The following is a 16,021-nucleotide window of genomic DNA, read 5'->3' on the forward strand; positions in this document are numbered from 1 at the left end:
GTCAGATGTGGATCGCGTGCCCCAGGGCGCGCAGGGACGCCTCGTGGAAGGCCTCGCCCAGGGTCGGGTGGACGTGGATGGTTCCCGCCACATCCTCCAGCACCGCCCCCATCTCCAGCATCTGGGCGAAGCTGTTGCTGAGTTCCGACACATGCTGGCCGACCGCCTGGACGCCCAGGATGCGGTGATCCGACTTGGAGGCGATGACCCGCACGAAGCCGCCGTCCTCGCCCGCCTCGATGGCCAGGGCGCGGCCGATGGCGGCGAAGGGGAAGACGGACTGGATCACGTCGTCACTGCCCGCGACATCGTTCGGACCCAGACCGGCCGAGACGATCTCGGGCTCGGTGAAACAGACGGCGGCGATGGCGACCGGATCGAACACCCGGTCGTGGCCACCCTTTCCTGAAGAATGGGCGATGATCTCCGCGACCACCTCGCCCTGGGCCGAGCCCTTGTGGGCCAGCATAGGCTCGCCGGTCAGGTCGCCGACGGCCCAGACGTTCTTCATTGAGGTGGCGCAGCGGTTGTCGATCTTCACGAACGGACCGGCCATGGCCACGCCCATGTTCTCCAGACCCCAGCCCTGCGTGCGCGGGCGACGACCCACGGTGACCAGCACCTTGTCGGCGTCCAGTTGCAGCGGTTCGCCGTCCTTGGTCGTGACGTTCAGCCTGCCGTTCCCGAACCCGCCGGCCCGCGCCCCCAGGTGCAACTCCACCCCGTGCGTCTCCAGCCACTTCGCCACCGGATCGGTCAGGGCCTTGTCATAAAGGGGCAGGATTCGCTCGGCCATTTCGACGATGGCCACCTCGGCGCCCAGCTTCCTGAAGGCGATGCCCAGCTCCAGCCCGATATAGCCGCCGCCGACGACGACCAGCTTCTTGGGCACGTCCGACAGGCTCAGCGCCTCGGTCGAGGAGATGACGTCGCCGCCAAACGGCAGGAAGGGCAGTTCGACCGGTTCCGAACCCGTGGCCAGGATCACGTGTTCGGCGGTGATGCGGATGTCGCCGTCGTCGGTTTTCACCACGCAGGTCTTGGCGTCCTCGAAGGCCGCCCAGCCCTTGATGACCTTCACCTTGGCCTTCTTCAGCAGGGCCGTGACCCCGGCGTTCAGCTTACGGACGATCCCGTCCTTCCACTCGACCGTCTGTTTCAGGTCGATGGCCGGCTGGGCCGCCGTGATGCCCAGCGTCCCGCTGCCGGCCGCCTTGGCCACCGTCTCGAACTTGCCCGCCGCATGGATAATGGCCTTGGACGGAATACAGCCGACGTTCAGGCAGGTGCCGCCCAGCCCATCGCCACCGTCTATCAGCACGGTGTCCAGCCCCAGTTGGCCGCAACGGATGCCGGCGACATAGCCGCCGGTCCCGGCGCCGATGATGAGGACTTTGGTTTTCAGGGTCTGGGTCATCTTCTCGACGTTCTCAAACGGTGGGCGGAAGCGCGTAATGCAGGTGCGACCCGAGGATCAAGGGCGACGGAGGGGAGGACGGCATCGACTTCCACCCACTGTCCCCAACGTGACCAGTCTTCAAGAAAACCAATACGATCAGCATAGACGACGGCGACCTCTCCACGAGACCACGCGCGACCGTGACAACCATCGCTATACCAAATGTTGGATAGTCGTTTGGGCGGGGCTGCTCCGCGCACTGGCGCGATGGTTTCAAAAGTATAGCGAACACCATCGTTCTCTACTTGAGCCGTTTCCACGACCCGCGCCAAAAAGATGCTGTCCGCTGCATTCCAAGACGCCACCTGAGCCGCGCGCTCTTCGCGAAGCGCGGCCTGCTCAATCGTTTCGCCGGGCCGTGGCGGGTTCATCATCAACGTGCAGGCCATGCTCGACGATGAGAGCGCCCATACTGCGACGCCGATACCGACCGTCAGGACTGTGATTTTCAGGGCCTGGGTCATCGACGCTCGCAGAGTGGACGAGGATGAGCCATCGCATGATCGTAATCAGCGACTTCATCGCGATCAGGATTTCGATTGCCCAGATAGGTTCGACGATCGACTTGGAAAGTGTCGATTTGACCTGTGGTGAAAAGGTTCGCGCACATGCGCCGCCCAGCAAAATCCGTCTTCGACGCTGTGCAGCCCACACGCACTATGACAGGTCGTGTAACCTGCGCTCCCCGGAGAACTCGGATCGGGCGAACAGTGGCGACGACCTCGTAATAGATGTCCCCAAAGGGAGTCCACCAAACGGGCTGTTCGCGTTTAATCGTCTGGTGTTCTACCCGACCTGTAAAGACGCTCACTTGGCGCATGTCCAAGTCCGTACAACGCAACGGTTCATCGCCCGCGACTAGCGACGTGATCGCGAACAGAACAGCGACGGCTGACATCCGTCACCCCATCCACAAGGTCGCGGGATGTTCCAGCAGCCCCTTGATCCGCTGGATGAAGACCGCCGCGTCGTGGCCGTCGACGATCCGGTGATCGAAGCTGGACGACAGGTTCATCATCTTGCGCACGACCATCTGGCCGTCGCGGACCACGACCCGTTCGGCGATCTTGTTGGGGCCGACGATGGCGACCTCGGGGTGGTTGATGATCGGGGTGTGGACCACCCCGCCCAGGGTTCCCAGCGAGGTGATGGTGATGGTCGAGCCCGACAGTTCCTCGCGCTTGGCCGAACCGTCCTTGGCCGCGCCCGAGACGCGGGCGATCTCCAGCGCCGTATCCCAGGCGTCGCGCGCCTCGGCGTGGCGGACCACCGGCACCATCAGCCCGTTCGGCGTCTGGGCGGCGATGCCCAGATGGACCGGGGCGTGCTGGGTCAGGACGCCCGCCTCGTCGTCATAATGGGCGTTGATCTGCGGCTGGTCGCGCAGGGCGACCACGATGGCGCGGGCGAGGAAGGGCAGCAGGTTCAGCTTGGGCTGATCCTTTTGCTTCGTCGCGTTCAGGTGGGCGCGAAGCTCCTCCAGCGCCGTGACGTCGATCTCCTCCACATAGGTGATGTGGGGAATGCGGCGCACGCTGTCGGCCATCTTCTCCGCGATCTTGCGGCGCAGGCCGATGATGCGGACCTCGGTGGCTCCTTCGGCACGGGCGAAGGTCGAGCTGCCGGCCGAAGGCGCGGACGCAGGAACCTGGCCGCCACGCGCGATGAAGCCGTCCAGGTCCTCGTGCGTGATCCGCCCCGCCGGGCCGGAGCCGGGCACGAAGGTCAGGTCCACGCCCAGATCCCGCGCGCGGTTGCGCACGGCGGGCGAGGCGGACGGGCGTTCGCCGGGCGCGCGGCCGGTCAGGGCGGGGGCGACCGACTTGCCCCCCTCCCCCGCTGCGCGGGTACTCCCCCCAGGAGGGGGAGATTTTGGTGCGGGCGTCAGCGCTGATCCTCCCCCCTTGGGGGAGGTGTCGCCGGAGGCGACGGAGGGGGCGTGAACGGGGCTCTTGGCGACATTTCCGGCGCCCGCCACATCGAACGCCACCAGCGGCCCGCCGACCGGAACCTGCTGCCCTGCCTCGCCGTACAGGGCGACCACGGTTCCGGCGACCGGCGAGGTGATCTCCACCGTCGCCTTGTCGGTCATGATGTCGGCGATGATCTGGTCTTCCTCGACCGCATCCCCGACCTTGACGTGCCAGCCGACCAGCTCGGCCTCGGCCGTGCCTTCACCCACGTCGGGCAGTTTGAAGACGTAGTTGCCGGTGGGTGCGGCGTCAGCCCCCTCCGTCGCCTTCGGCGCCACCTCCCCCAAGGGGGGAGGATTGGATGCTGCGCGATCTCCCCCCCTTGGGGGGAGCACCGGCGAAGCCGGGGAGGAGGGCGTCGCCTCATCCGCATTCCCCGCCCCCTCGACCTCGAACTCCACCAGCGGCCCGCGCACCGGCACCATGGCGCCGGGCTCGCCGTGCAGGGCGATGACCTTGCCCGACACCGGGGCGGTGATCTCGACGGTGGCCTTGTCGGTCATGACGTCGGCGACGATCTGGTCCTCGGCGACCGTGTCGCCGACCTTGACGTGCCAGCCGACCAGTTCGGCCTCGGCGGTGCCTTCGCCCACGTCGGGCAGTTTGAAGACGAAACGACCCATATCAGCGTCCTCCGGTCATGACGCTCTTCAAGGCGTCTGCGACCCGTTGCGGCCCGGGGAAATATTCCCATTCGAAAGCGTGGGGATAGGGCGTGTCCCAGCCGGTGACGCGCGCGATGGGCGCCTCCAGGTGATAGAAACAACGCTCCTGAACCAGGGCCGACAGTTCGCCGCCGAAGCCCGAGGTCCTGGGCGCCTCGTGCACGATGACGCAGCGGCCGGTCTTCTTCACGCTGGCCTCGATGGTCTCGATGTCCAGCGGCACGAGCGAGCGCAGGTCGATGACCTCGGCGTCCACGCCCGCGTGCTCAGCCCCGGCCAGCGCCACCCAGACCATGGTGCCATAGGCCAGGATGGTGACGTCGTTCCCTTCGCGCATGACCCGCGCCTTGCCGATGGGCTCGACATATTTTCCGGTCGGCACCTGGGCCAGGTCCTGCGCCTTCCAAGGCGAGACCGGCTTCTCGTGCCAGCCGTCGAACGGGCCGTTGTAGAGGCGTTTCGGCTCGAAGAAGACGACCGGATCATCGTCCTCAATGGCGGCGATCAATAGGCCCTTGGCGTCATAGGGGTTGGACGGGATGACGACCTTCAGCCCGGCGATATGGGTGAACAGGCTTTCCGGCGACTGGCTGTGGGTCTGGCCGCCGAAGATGCCGCCGCCGTAGGGCGAACGCACCACTATGGGGCTGGTGAACTGGCCGCCCGAGCGATAGCGCATCTTGGCCGCTTCGGAGACGATCTGGTCGTAGGCCGGGTAGATGTAGTCGGCGAACTGGATCTCGACCACCGGGCGCAGGCCGTAGGCGCCCATGCCGATGGCGGCGGCGGCGATGCCGCATTCGCTGATCGGGGCGTCGAAGCTGCGGGTCAGGCCGTGCTTCTGCTGCAGCTTGTCGGTGACGCGGAAGACCCCGCCGAAATAGCCGGCGTCCTCGCCGAACGACAGGACATTGGCGTCCTCGCTCATCTTGACGTCGATGGCCGAGTTCAGGGCCTGGATCATGTTCATCGGCTGCACGCCGGATCCCGTCGCCTCTGAGGCGGGGGCGGCGTTCTGGTCGACCATGTCCGGCTCGACGCGGTCGTTGCGATCGGCGTCGGTGAAGGTGGTTTGCGCGCTCATGGTCAGACCCCCACCTCGCGGCGCTGTTCGATCAGCCGCCAGTCTTCGGTCGCATAGACCTCTTCGAACATCGTCTTCACGCTGGGGCGCGACTGGCCCAGGGTGCCGATGGCCTCCGATTCCTTGCCGGCGGCGCGGACCTGTTCGACCGCCTCGCGCAGGGCGACGGCGTGGCGCTCGTCATCCCACTCGCCGATGACGGTCAGGTGCTGGCGCAGCCGCTCCAGCGGATCGCCCAGCGGCCATTTCTCGTGCTCGTCGCCGGGGCGGTAGCGGCTGGGGTCGTCGGAGGTCGAGTGCGGGGCGCCGCGATAGGTGAACAGTTCGATCACCGTCGCCCCCTGGTTGGACCGGGCGCGCTCCTCGGCCCACTGGGTCGCCGCCCAGACCGCCAGGAAGTCGTTGCCGTCCACCCGCAGGGCCGGCAGGCCATAGCCGATGGCCTTGGAGGCGAAGGTGGTCTCCAGCCCGCCGGCGATGCCCTGGAAGGAGCTGATGGCCCACTGGTTGTTGACGATGTTCAGAATGACCGGCGCGCGATAGACGGAGGCGAAGGTCAGGGCGTTGTGAAAATCGCCCTCGGCCGTGGCGCCGTCGCCGATCCAGCTGATGGCGATCTTGTCGTCGCCCTTGTAGGCGCTGGCCATGGCCCAGCCCACGGCCTGGGGCACCTGGGTGCCCAGATTGCCGCTGATGGTGAAGAAGCCGTAGTCCTTGGCCGAATACATGATCGGCAGCTGACGCCCTTTGATCGGGTCCGCAGCATTGGAATAGATCTGGTTCATCATCTCGACCAGCGGATAGCCGCGGGCGATCAGCAGCCCCTGCTGGCGGTAGGTCGGAAAACCCATGTCCTCGCGGCTCAGCAGCATGCCTTGCGCGACCGCGATGGCCTCCTCGCCGGTGCATTTCATGTAGAAGCTGGTCTTGCCCTGGCGGTGGGCGCGGTGCATCCGGTCGTCGAAGGCGCGGGTCAGGATCATGGCCTTCAGGCCGCGACGCAGGGTGTCCGGATCCAGACGCGGATTCCACGGACCGACGGCCTGGCCTTCGTCGTCCAGCACCCGGATCAACCGGAACGCAAGGTCGCGCATCTCGTAAGGCGTCGTGCCCACCTCGGGCCGTTCGACGGCGCCGGGGGCGTCCATCAACAGATGACTGAAGTCAGGCGCGTCGCCCGGCCGGCCCGAAGGCTCGGGCACGCGCAGCGACAGCGGGCGGCTGTTCTTTTGGCTCAATTTGTCGTTCATGCGGGCGTCCATGTCCGTTCGGGGGTCCGTCCGTGTTTCCTCTGGACGTTTGATAACACGGCGCCTAAGCAGGTGCTCGCTCAATTTGACCTTGCGAAATCCCGATTTAGGGTATTTTATTTCGCCATAACGATAATCGGAGAAACGCATTGGCGGACGAACTCGATCCCATTGACGCTCGGATCCTGGATATCCTGCAACAAGACGCCGGTCTGTCGGTCGCGGAAGTCGCGGATCGCGTCGGTCTGTCGGCCTCGCCCTGCTGGCGCCGGATCAAGCGGCTGGAGGATTCCGGCCTGATCACCAAGCGGGTCACCCTGCTGAACGCCAAGCTTCTGGGTCTCGACTTCGAGGTCTACGCCATCGTCAAACTGATGCTGCCGTCGGCCGAGAATCTCGACATCTTCGAAGGCGCCGTCGCCAAATGGCCGGAAGTGGTCCAGTGCGCCACCATCACGGGGCGCGAGGACTATGTGCTGCGCATCATCACGTCCGACATGCACGCCTTCGACAAGTTCCTGCGCGAAAAGCTGCTGGCCCTGGGCATCGTCTCCGACTGCGAGAGCCATATCGTCACGCGCGGCGTGAAGAATGTGACCGCCCTGCCTCTTGGCATAGTGACCCCTCACGTCGGATAAGGCCGTTCGGCGGACCTTTCCACTGAGGGCCCTGGTCCGCCGAGGGGATGCCGAACATGATCGAACTGGTGATCGACGCGCGCCGCAAGGACCTGGGCGGGTTCGAGGTCGGCCGCGTCCTGCCCTTCCATTCGCGCCGGATGGTCGGGCCCTTCATCTTCCTGGACCAGATGGGGCCGGCCGAGTTCGCGCCGGGCTCGGACGCCATCGATGTGCGACCGCACCCGCACATCGGCCTGTCGACCCTCACCTATCTGTTCGAGGGTGAGATCATGCACCATGACAACCTCGGCTATAATCAGGTCATCCGCCCCGGCGAGGTGAACTGGATGACCGCCGGCAAGGGCATCGTCCATTCCGAGCGCACCGATCCGCTGAAGAAGAGCCGCGGCGGGCCGATGCACGGGATGCAGGCCTGGGTCGCCCTGCCCGACGAGGCCGAGGAGATCGATCCCGCCTTCCACCACCTGGATGAGGACGCCCAGCCCGCCTACGAAAACGGCGGACTGTTCGCGCGCCTGGTGGCGGGCGAAGCCTATGGCGCCAAGGCGGCCGTCCCGGTGTCCTCACCCCTCTTCTATGTGCACTGGGAGCTTCAGCCCGGCGTCCGCACCGCGCCGCCTCCCGGCAAGGGCGCGGGCGGCATGAGCGAGCGCGCCCTCTATGTGGCCAAGGGCTCCATCGAGGTCGGCGACCGCACCTTCCACGAAGGCCAGATGATCGTGCTGGAACCGACGGCCGAACCGACCGTCAAGGCCCTGGTCCAATCCACCGTCATGGTCCTGGGCGGCGAGCCGGTCGGCGAACGCCTGATTTGGTGGAATTTCGTCGCCTCCAGCCAGGCCCGCATCGACCAGGCCAAGGCCGACTGGAAAGCCGGCCGCATGGCCCTGCCCAGCGAGGACGACCTGGAATTCATTCCCCTGCCGGACGAACCCGCCAAGGCCCAGGCCGCGCCGGCGCCGGTCGAGCCCAAGCCCACAGATCCGGTATAATCTTCTCCCTTCCCTTTATGGGAAGGGGCGGCGAACCCCGGACTTGATCCGAGGGTAGCCGGGGTGGGGCGATACGGAGATCGCTCACGTTCTTACGGCCCCACCCGGATCGCTGCGCGATCGTCCCTCCCCATAAAGGGGAAGGAGAAGAAGCCCCCATTTGCCCCCGCTGCCGCAACCCGCTAACGCGTCCCGCATGAACTTCGATTTCGACGCCCAGGTCACCGCCGCCCTGTTCGACAGCACCGGCGCCGTCTTCGCCCTCGGCGACGGCTCGGTCCGGTTCGAGGATGGAACGACGGTCCAGGCTCACGACGGCGCCGTGCTCTGCGCCGCCGTCCACCCGACCGGCGACGGGATCGTCACCGGCGGCGACGACGGCCAGGTGGTGTGGAGCCGCCGCGGCGAGGACGCCATGGTCCTGGCCACCGCAAAGAACCAGTGGATCGATTCCATCGACGCCTCGGCCGCCTCCGGCCTGGTCGCCTTCTCCTCGGGCCGCACCCTTTCGGTGATCGATCCGAAGGACGCCGGCTTCCGCCGCGACTTTCAGCACGAACGCACCGTCTCCGGCGTCGCCTTCGATCCCAAGGGCCGGCGCATCGCCGCCTCGACCTACGGCGGCGCCGCCCTCTGGTACGCCCGGATCGAGAAGCAGCAGCCGGTCAAACTGGCCTGGGCCGGATCCCACACCGCCGTGGCCTTTTCACCCGACGGGGCCTTTGTCGTTACCACCATGCAGGACAGCCAACTTCACGGCTGGCGGCTGAAGGACGCCAAGAACCTGCGCATGGGCGGCTATCCGTCCAAGGTCCGCTCGCTGGCCTTCTTCGCCAACGGCCAGCTGCTGGCCACCTCGGGCGCCCAGGGCGCGGTCCTGTGGCCCTTCATCGGCTCGAACGGGCCCATGGGACGCGAGGCGACCGAGATCGGCTATGACGACACCACCCTGGTCAATCTGGTCTCGGCCCGGACCGAGCACGGCCTGCTGGCCGCCGGCCTGACCGACGGCCGGGTCTGGGTCGCCCATCCGGCCTCTCATGGTCTGAACTTCGTCAAGGCCGAGAAAGGTCCCTCCATCGTCGCCCTGTCTCTCAGCCCCGCCGCCGACAAGGTCGCCTGGGCCGACGAGGACGGCGCCGCAGGGGTCCTGATCCTCTAATGGCGCGCGGGCGGAAAAAGGGTTGGTTGCGGGCGGCCCTGATCGCCCTGGCGGTCCTGGCCCTGCTGCCGATCGGCGGGGTTCTGATCGTCGCCGTCCTGCCGCCCGCCCCGACCATATTGATGCTGCGCCAGGCCGTGCGCGGCGAGGGCCTGGACTATCAATGGCGCGGTCTGAACGACATCTCGCCCAATCTGGTGAACGCCGCTATCGCCGCCGAGGACGCCCGTTTCTGCAGCCACCACGGCTTCGACATCGAGGCGATCCAGAAGGCGCTGGATCACAACGCCGAGGGCGGCCGCATCCGCGGCGGCTCGACCATCAGCCAGCAGACCGCCAAGAATGTCTTCCTCTGGCCGGGCCGCGACTGGATCCGCAAGGGGCTGGAGGCCGGCTACACCGTCCTGATCGAAACCGTCTGGTCCAAGCGCCGGATCATGGAAGTCTATCTGAACGTGGTCGAATGGGCGCCCGGCGTCTATGGCGCCCAGGCCGCCGCTCAGCACTGGTTCGGCAAGGACGCCGCCGACCTGACCCCGCGCGAGGCGGCGCGTCTCGCCGCCATCCTGCCCGCGCCGCGCCGCTACAAGGCCGCCTCGCCCGGCCCCTATGTCCGCCGGCGCGCCGCGCGCATCCAGGCCGCCATGGGCACGGTCCGCAACGAGGGTCTGAACGCCTGCGTCCGGCTCAAGTAGGCCCAAGGCCGGTAGCCCCAAAAGAACGCCCTGAAAGGCGCAGCTTGACGGCGGATCAGGCCTGACCTCTCCTGCGCCCGCTGTTCAGGAGATCCCATCATGAAGCGTCAGATGATGACCGCCGTCGCGGTCTGCGCCCTCGCCTTCACCGCCGGCTGCGCCGCCACCACGACCTCGGGCGAGGCCCGGCCGCTTCAGGCCGACGGCGGCGCCCAGACCTTCACCCCCGCCCCCGTCACAGCCACCGGCCTGCGCGCCGACTATCCGACGACCGTCGAGGGCGCGACCCAGTTCGTCGCCTACGCCGAGGCCAAGATGCTGACCTTCGGCGAATACGCCGCCCGGGTGCAGTGGGCGCGCGCCACCAACATCACCTTCGACACCATGTGGCTGGAGTCCAAGGTCAACGCCGAGGCGACCGAGCTTCAGGTCCAGTTCGCCAACCAGGCGGCCAGGTTCAATGATGTCGCGGTGGACCCCGTCGTTCGCCGCAAGCTGAACCTGCTGCGGCTCGGCATCGTCCTGCCCGCCCCCAACCGCCCCGGCGCGGCCGAGGAACTGTCGCAGATCACCACCCGGCTGGACTCGACCTATTCGACCGGCAAGTTCGACTTCAAGGGGCAGCCGATCACCCTGGACGAGGCCTCGCTGATCCTGGCCGACAGCCGCGACCCGAACGAGACCAAAGCCCTGTACGAAGGCTGGCGCACCATCTCGCCGGTGATGAAGAACGACTACGCCCGCATGGTCGAGATCGCCAACGAAGGCGCGCGCGAACTGGGCTTTTCCGACACCGGCGCCCTGTGGCGCTCCGGCTACGACATGCCCGCCGACGATTTCGCCGAGGAAACCGACCGCCTCTGGGCTCAGGTCAAACCCTTCTACGAGAACCTGCACTGCTATGTCCGCGCCCGGCTGAACGCCAAATACGGCGACGCCGTCCAGCCCGACCACGGCCCGATCCGCGCCGATCTTCTGGGAAACATGTGGTCGCAGCAGTGGGGCAATATCTATGACGTCGTGGCCCCGACCAGCGGCGGCGCCTCCAGCTACGACCTGACCGAACTGCTGAAGTCCGCCGACTACGACCCGGTGAAAATGGTCAAGACGGGCGAGGGCTTCTACGTCTCCCTGGGTCTCGATCCCCTGCCCCAGACCTTCTGGGAACGCAGCCAGATCGTGCGCCCGCGCGACCGCGAGGTCGTCTGCCACGCCTCGGCCTGGGACCTGGACAACGCCGACGACATCCGCATCAAGATGTGCACCAACGTCAACGGCGACGACTTCTACACCGTCCACCACGAGCTGGGTCACAACTACTACCAGCGCGCCTACAAGAACCAGCCGATGCTGTTCCGCAACGGGGCCAACGACGGCTTCCACGAGGCCATCGGCGACTTCGTCGGCCTGTCGGCCCTGACCCCCACCTATCTGAACCAGATCGGCCTGCTGAAGACGACCCCGGGCGCCCAGGAGGACATTCCCTTCCTGCTGAAGATGGCCTTGGACAAGATCGCCTTCCTGCCGTTCGGCCTGATGGTTGATCGCTGGCGCTGGGGCGTCTTCTCCGGCGAGACCTCGCCGGACCAGTACAACGCCGCCTGGACCGCCGACATGCTGAAATACCAGGGTCTGGTCCCGCCGGGGCCGCGTCCGACCAACGCCTTCGACCCGGGCGCAAAATATCACGTGCCGGGCAACACCCCCTACACCCGCTACTTCCTGGCCCACATCTACCAGTTCCAGTTCCAGCGCGCGGCCTGCAAACAGGCCGGCTGGACCGGCCCGCTGCACCGCTGCTCGGTCTATGGAAACGAGGCGGTCGGAGCCCGTTTCAACGCCATGCTGGAGATGGGCCAGTCCAAGCCCTGGCCCGAGGCCATGCAGGCCTTCACCGGCGAGACCGCCAACGACGCCTCCGCCGTCGCCGACTATTTCGCGCCTCTGAACCAATGGCTGACCGTCCAGAATCGTGGCCACGACTGCGGCTGGTCAGAGGCTTGAGCCTTATGCGTCGTTAACCCTGACGCTTCAGCCTTCCCTTAACCGCATGACGGCATTCTGTCGTCATGCGGGCGGGGTGCGCCCGGCAGGGAAGCGACGAACTTGGCCTCTCAAACGATCCATCGGGCGGTCGGCCGCCTTCGCAAACTCGTCTCGCGCCTGCGCGACGACCGGCGCGGCAATGTGGCGATGATCTTCGGCCTCAGCCTGCCGGTCATCGTCATGCTGGCGCTCGGCGGCGTTGATCTTCACAGGATCACGACCGCGAGATCGCAGTTTCAGGACGCACTGGACGCCGCGACCCTGGCCGCCGCGCGCTCCTCCGAAACGACTCCAGCGGGTCTGAAGAGCGTCGCCCTGGCGACCCTGCACGGCAACATTCAGGGCACGGAGGTCGAGCCGATCAATGACGCCGACGTCGAGGTCGCCATGAACGACAAGAGCGTCGTCATCGCTACGGCCCAGGGGCGGGTGAAGACCCTGGTCGCAAACATCGTCCTGCCGCCCTATGGCCAGCTCCTAGACGATACTCTGCCCATCTCGGCGCGCTCGGAAGTCAATCGCTCCTCGCGCGACGTGGAGGTGGCCCTGGTCCTCGACATCACCGGCTCGATGAACGATTGCGCCGACAGCTGCTCAAGCGGCCGAAAGATCGACAATCTGAAGTCAGCGGCCAAGGAGTTGATCGACATCGTCGTTCAGACGAACCAGTCGCCCTTCTATTCCAAGGTGGCCCTGGCGCCCTACTCCATGGGCGTCAATGTGGGCGACACCTATGCTAGCCGGGCGCGGGGATCGCTCGACTCCAACACCCAGTCCATTACCGCAGCGACCTGGCTGACGGGCTCGGTCAAGACGATCACGAGCATATCCCGCGCCTATACGGCCGTCGTCACCGCGTCGAAACACGGCTTCAAGACCGGCGACATCGTGACGATCTGGAGCGCGGAAACCATGGCCCCCCTGAACGGCGTCGCGCTAACGGTGGGCAGTGTGACAACCAACACCTTCAGCCTCGTCGGCGAGGACAGCCGCTATTACTCCGCCTTCTCGGGCCAGGCCTATGTCGCCAAATGCGCACGAACGGACTGCAACATCGTGATCACCCTGGCTCGCCACGGTCTGTCGTCCGAAGGCGACGCCGCCGTTCTCGGCAATATGGGCGGCCTCAGTCAGTTGAACAATATCGGTTTCCGGGTCGCCAGCGTCACCCCAACCACGGCGACCTTGGCGCTTGACGCCTCTCAGGCTAATTTGGCGACCACGGCCAAGGGGGGGGCCGCCTATACGTCCGGCGGACAGCTGATCTGCGGCGTCGATGGCTGTTCGAACCGGGATTTCGTCAACGCGATCGGGGCCTGGACGCGCTTTCCCGGCACGCCCTGCGTTTCGGAACGAGCCGGCTCGCAGGCCTACACCGATGCGGCCCCTTCCGCCTCCTCCTGGGTCGGACGAAGTTACGCTTCTGGCGGCAACGCCTGCCCCGCATCCCAGATCGTTCCTCTCACCAACGTCAAAAAGACACTCACCGACGCGGTCGACGGAATGACTGCGGTGGGCTCCACGGCGGGCCATATCGGTCTGGCTTGGGGCTGGTATCTGGTTTCGCCGAACTTCGGCCTGTGGTCAGGCCTCGGCGCACCGGCCGCCTACGATTCGAGCAAGACCTTGAAGGCTGTGGTTTTGATGACCGACGGGGAGTTCAACACCCCCTATTTCCGAGGCGTCATCGCCTCCGACGCGGGCAACGGCAGCGGCGGGGCCGACACTCACATCAACCAGCCCGCCACGAACGGCTCGTCTTTCGAGCAAGCCTATCGGCTCTGCGAAAACATGAAGGCCGCCGACGTCATCGTCTACACGGTCGGATTCGACATCGGCGCGGCCCGGAACATGACCGGTCCAATCGATTCCGCCGGCGAGCTGATGGCGCGATGCGCCACCAATCCTGACCGCGCCTTCCAAGCGTCGAGTTCCACCGACCTGTCCGACGCCTTCCGGGATATCGGTCGCGACATCACCCGCCTGCGCATCTCCCGCTAGGCCCATGGGCCTCACAGCAGGCGGATTTCGCGCAGACGCTCGGTCAGATAGTCCTCGGCCAGGATGGTCTTGCCCGCATAGCGATCGGGATTATCCGGCGTGATGGTGCTGGGCAGGGTCTCGATCGGGAAGTCCGGATTGAAGTGCAGGAAGAAGGGCGTCGAATAGCGGGCGAAGCCACGCCGCTCCGGCGCTGGATTGACCACCCGGTGCGTGGTCGACGGCAGGACGTGGTTGGTCAGCCGTTGCAGCATGTCGCCGATATTGATCACCAGGGCCCCCGGCGGCGGCGCGATGTCCAGCCAGCTGCCGTCCTTCTCCTTCAGCTGCAGCCCCGCCTCCTCGGCCCCCAGCAGCAGGGTGATGACATTGATGTCCTCATGCGCGCCGGCGCGCACCCCCGGCGCATCAGCCGGCACGGGCGGATAGTGCAGCAGGCGGAGCACGCTGTTGCCCATCTCGACCTTGTCCTCGAAATAGGCGTCCCCGAGGTCCAGGTAACGGGCGATAGCCTTCAGGATCTTGCGCCCCAGGGCGTCAAGCTCCTCGTACAGGCCATAGACATTCGCCTTGAATCCGGGCGTCTCCACCGGCCAGACATTATCGCGCATGAAACGACGATAGGGGTGGCCCTCCGGCAACTCGCGCCCGACATGCCAGAACTCCTTCAGATCGACGGACGCGGCTCCTTTGGCCGCTTCCACGCCGAACGGGGTCAGGCCGCGCGCGCCGCCTGTTCCCGGTTGATGATACTGGCGCTTCACCGCCTCGGGCAGGGCGAAGAAGGTTTTGGCGTCAGCAAGAGCTGCTGCGATCCGGGCGTCATCCAGTGCATGGTCCGCCACCACCGCGAACCCATACTCCACGAACGAGGCGCCCAGAGCGTCGCTGAACCCCTGGAAGTCAGCGTCATATCGCTTCATCGACACGGGCGTGACGGCGCGCACGGGGACGGCAGGGGCGGTTTCGTTGGGGCTCGAACTCACGGGGGCGTCGTCCTCGGTCTAAAGAATGTGCGGCGGTTCCCTTACGCCTATTCTGCGGCCGTGTCAGTTCGTGGGCGATCCCTCCCTCTGCCCGTGGAGCGCAAAATGCGCTCGTTCACTTGTGGTACAGCTTGGAACCTTGACAGTAGGCGCGCGTTTTACGCCAGACAGAAATTCGGAAGGATTATTCCATGCGCGCCAAGATCATTGTCGCCAGCGTTTCCATTGCAGCCCTGCTGGGAACGGCGGCCTGCACCACGACCGACCCCTACAGCTCGACACCGACCCGCAACAACACCGGCACCGGCGCCATTGCAGGCGCATTGGGCGGCGCTCTGCTGGGGTATCTGACAAACACTTCAAACGGCGAACAAGGCCGCAAGAATGCTCTCATCGGAGCCGGTGTCGGCGCCCTGGGCGGCGCAGCCGTGGGCCAGTACATGGACCGCCAGCAGCGCGCCATGGAGGCTGAACTGTCCGGCAGCGGCGTCGGCGTCGCACGCCAGGGCGACAACCTGGTCCTGCGCATGCCGTCGGATGTGACCTTCGCCACCAACCAATCCTCGATCGATCCGCGCTTCCTGCCGGTGCTCGACGACGTGGCGCGGGTGCTTCAGGAATATGACCGCTCAACCATCGACGTGATCGGCCACACCGACTCGACCGGCGGAGACGCCATCAATCAGCCCCTGTCCGAGCGTCGCGCCGCCAGTGTGGCTTCGGAACTGGTTCGTCGCGGCGTGATCGCCGAGCGGCTCTACGTTGCAGGCAACAGCTCGCGTAATCCGGTGGCCTCCAACGCCACGCCGGAGGGCAAGGCTCAGAACCGTCGCGTCGAGATCCTTATCCGGCCGTTCACGGGCTGATCAGGTTCGAGAATGATGAAGCTCGAGGGGGCGGCGCCGCAGGGCGCCGCCCCTTTTCGCAGGATGGACACTGTTCCGTGACTTGCGCCGACGCGCCCCCTCATGTTTGAGCGAGGTGTCGAGGTGGAGAGTCCAGTGACGCCGGAAGGTCGTGAGTTCACGCAAACGCTCAAGCTTGCGGCTGTCGCCGTGGTGTGTGCG

General features: G+C 66.1%; 13 protein-coding genes. 7 read left to right on the forward strand and 6 right to left on the reverse strand.

The genetic code is table 11. The features are described from left to right. Position 1: 1 nt before the first annotated feature. The 5 genes from lpdA to GYM46_RS07220 all read right to left on the reverse strand — a co-directional run bounded on the left by lpdA (position 2) and on the right by GYM46_RS07220 (position 6,431). Entirely contained in the window at positions 2–1,417 is a 1,416-nt protein-coding gene (lpdA, locus tag GYM46_RS07200; protein WP_008261242.1) for a dihydrolipoyl dehydrogenase, read from the reverse strand. Further along, the gene (locus GYM46_RS07205; RefSeq protein ID WP_156796384.1) at positions 1,414–1,923 is read right to left on the reverse strand and encodes a hypothetical protein; all 510 of its coding nucleotides are present in this window, start codon (positions 1,921–1,923) and stop codon (positions 1,414–1,416) included. The genes lpdA and GYM46_RS07205 overlap by 4 nt, the downstream gene beginning before the upstream one ends. 437 nt (positions 1,924–2,360) lie before the next feature. After that, positions 2,361–4,055 carry a 2-oxo acid dehydrogenase subunit E2 gene (locus GYM46_RS07210; RefSeq protein WP_164952635.1) on the reverse strand — a complete coding sequence of 565 codons (1,695 nt, stop codon included), beginning with the start codon at positions 4,053–4,055 and terminating at the stop codon, positions 2,361–2,363. Position 4,056: 1 nt separating this feature from the next. After that, entirely contained in the window at positions 4,057–5,181 is a 1,125-nt protein-coding gene (locus GYM46_RS07215) for an alpha-ketoacid dehydrogenase subunit beta (RefSeq protein WP_008260629.1), read from the reverse strand. A 2-nt stretch (positions 5,182–5,183) separates the two neighbouring features. After that, on the reverse strand, positions 5,184–6,431 hold the full coding sequence (locus GYM46_RS07220; RefSeq protein WP_232216198.1) for a thiamine pyrophosphate-dependent enzyme: 1,248 nt from the start codon (positions 6,429–6,431) through the stop codon (positions 5,184–5,186). A 149-nt stretch (positions 6,432–6,580) separates the two neighbouring features. Between GYM46_RS07220 and GYM46_RS07225 the strand changes: the two genes are divergently transcribed. From GYM46_RS07225 to GYM46_RS07250, 6 genes are all read left to right on the forward strand, one after another. Further along, a complete protein-coding gene (locus GYM46_RS07225) occupies positions 6,581–7,069 on the forward strand; it encodes an Lrp/AsnC family transcriptional regulator (protein ID WP_008259105.1) in 489 nt (162 codons plus the stop codon). A gap of 56 nt (positions 7,070–7,125) precedes the next feature. Further along, positions 7,126–8,064, forward strand: a complete 939-nt coding sequence (locus tag GYM46_RS07230; protein ID WP_040349868.1) for a pirin family protein — start codon at positions 7,126–7,128, stop codon at positions 8,062–8,064. Positions 8,065–8,260: 196 nt separating this feature from the next. Beyond that, positions 8,261–9,226: a WD40 repeat domain-containing protein gene (locus GYM46_RS07235; RefSeq protein ID WP_008259279.1), complete on the forward strand. Its 966-nt coding sequence runs from the start codon at positions 8,261–8,263 to the stop codon at positions 9,224–9,226. Further along, on the forward strand, positions 9,226–9,921 hold the full coding sequence (mtgA, locus tag GYM46_RS07240) for a monofunctional biosynthetic peptidoglycan transglycosylase (protein ID WP_008262473.1): 696 nt from the start codon (positions 9,226–9,228) through the stop codon (positions 9,919–9,921). The genes GYM46_RS07235 and mtgA overlap by 1 nt, the downstream gene beginning before the upstream one ends. A gap of 99 nt (positions 9,922–10,020) precedes the next feature. Further along, entirely contained in the window at positions 10,021–11,925 is a 1,905-nt protein-coding gene (locus GYM46_RS07245) for a M2 family metallopeptidase (protein WP_008260427.1), read from the forward strand. Between the two features lie 102 nt (positions 11,926–12,027). Then, a complete protein-coding gene (locus GYM46_RS07250; protein WP_008264170.1) occupies positions 12,028–13,968 on the forward strand; it encodes a TadE/TadG family type IV pilus assembly protein in 1,941 nt (646 codons plus the stop codon). Positions 13,969–13,979: 11 nt separating this feature from the next. On the opposite strand, the gene GYM46_RS07255 is transcribed toward GYM46_RS07250, so the two are convergent. Beyond that, on the reverse strand, positions 13,980–14,891 hold the full coding sequence (locus GYM46_RS07255) for an isopenicillin N synthase family dioxygenase (RefSeq protein WP_040349866.1): 912 nt from the start codon (positions 14,889–14,891) through the stop codon (positions 13,980–13,982). 254 nt (positions 14,892–15,145) lie between these two features. Between GYM46_RS07255 and GYM46_RS07260 the strand changes: the two genes are divergently transcribed. Next, positions 15,146–15,820 (forward strand): OmpA family protein, encoded by a 675-nt coding sequence (locus tag GYM46_RS07260; RefSeq protein ID WP_008261238.1) that lies wholly within the window; start codon positions 15,146–15,148, stop codon positions 15,818–15,820. Positions 15,821–16,021: the final 201 nt, after the last annotated feature.

It is taken from the genome of Brevundimonas mediterranea (genome assembly GCF_011064825.1).
Taxonomy (GTDB): Bacteria; Pseudomonadota; Alphaproteobacteria; order Caulobacterales; family Caulobacteraceae; genus Brevundimonas; species Brevundimonas mediterranea_A.

Excerpts from the sequence above, each read along its gene's own strand:
- lpdA (WP_008261242.1), bottom strand. The coding sequence starts at position 1,417 with ATGACCCAGACCCTGAAAACCAAAGTCCTCATCATCGGCGCCGGGACC.
- GYM46_RS07205 (WP_156796384.1), bottom strand. The coding sequence starts at position 1,923 with ATGACCCAGGCCCTGAAAATCACAGTCCTGACGGTCGGTATCGGCGTC.
- GYM46_RS07210 (WP_164952635.1), bottom strand. The coding sequence starts at position 4,055 with ATGGGTCGTTTCGTCTTCAAACTGCCCGACGTGGGCGAAGGCACCGCC.
- GYM46_RS07215 (WP_008260629.1), bottom strand. The coding sequence starts at position 5,181 with ATGAGCGCGCAAACCACCTTCACCGACGCCGATCGCAACGACCGCGTC.
- GYM46_RS07220 (WP_232216198.1), bottom strand. The coding sequence starts at position 6,431 with ATGAACGACAAATTGAGCCAAAAGAACAGCCGCCCGCTGTCGCTGCGC.
- GYM46_RS07230 (WP_040349868.1), top strand. The coding sequence starts at position 7,126 with ATGATCGAACTGGTGATCGACGCGCGCCGCAAGGACCTGGGCGGGTTC.
- GYM46_RS07235 (WP_008259279.1), top strand. The coding sequence starts at position 8,261 with ATGAACTTCGATTTCGACGCCCAGGTCACCGCCGCCCTGTTCGACAGC.
- mtgA (WP_008262473.1), top strand. The coding sequence starts at position 9,226 with ATGGCGCGCGGGCGGAAAAAGGGTTGGTTGCGGGCGGCCCTGATCGCC.
- GYM46_RS07245 (WP_008260427.1), top strand. The coding sequence starts at position 10,021 with ATGAAGCGTCAGATGATGACCGCCGTCGCGGTCTGCGCCCTCGCCTTC.
- GYM46_RS07255 (WP_040349866.1), bottom strand. The coding sequence starts at position 14,891 with ATGAAGCGATATGACGCTGACTTCCAGGGGTTCAGCGACGCTCTGGGC.
- GYM46_RS07260 (WP_008261238.1), top strand. The coding sequence starts at position 15,146 with ATGCGCGCCAAGATCATTGTCGCCAGCGTTTCCATTGCAGCCCTGCTG.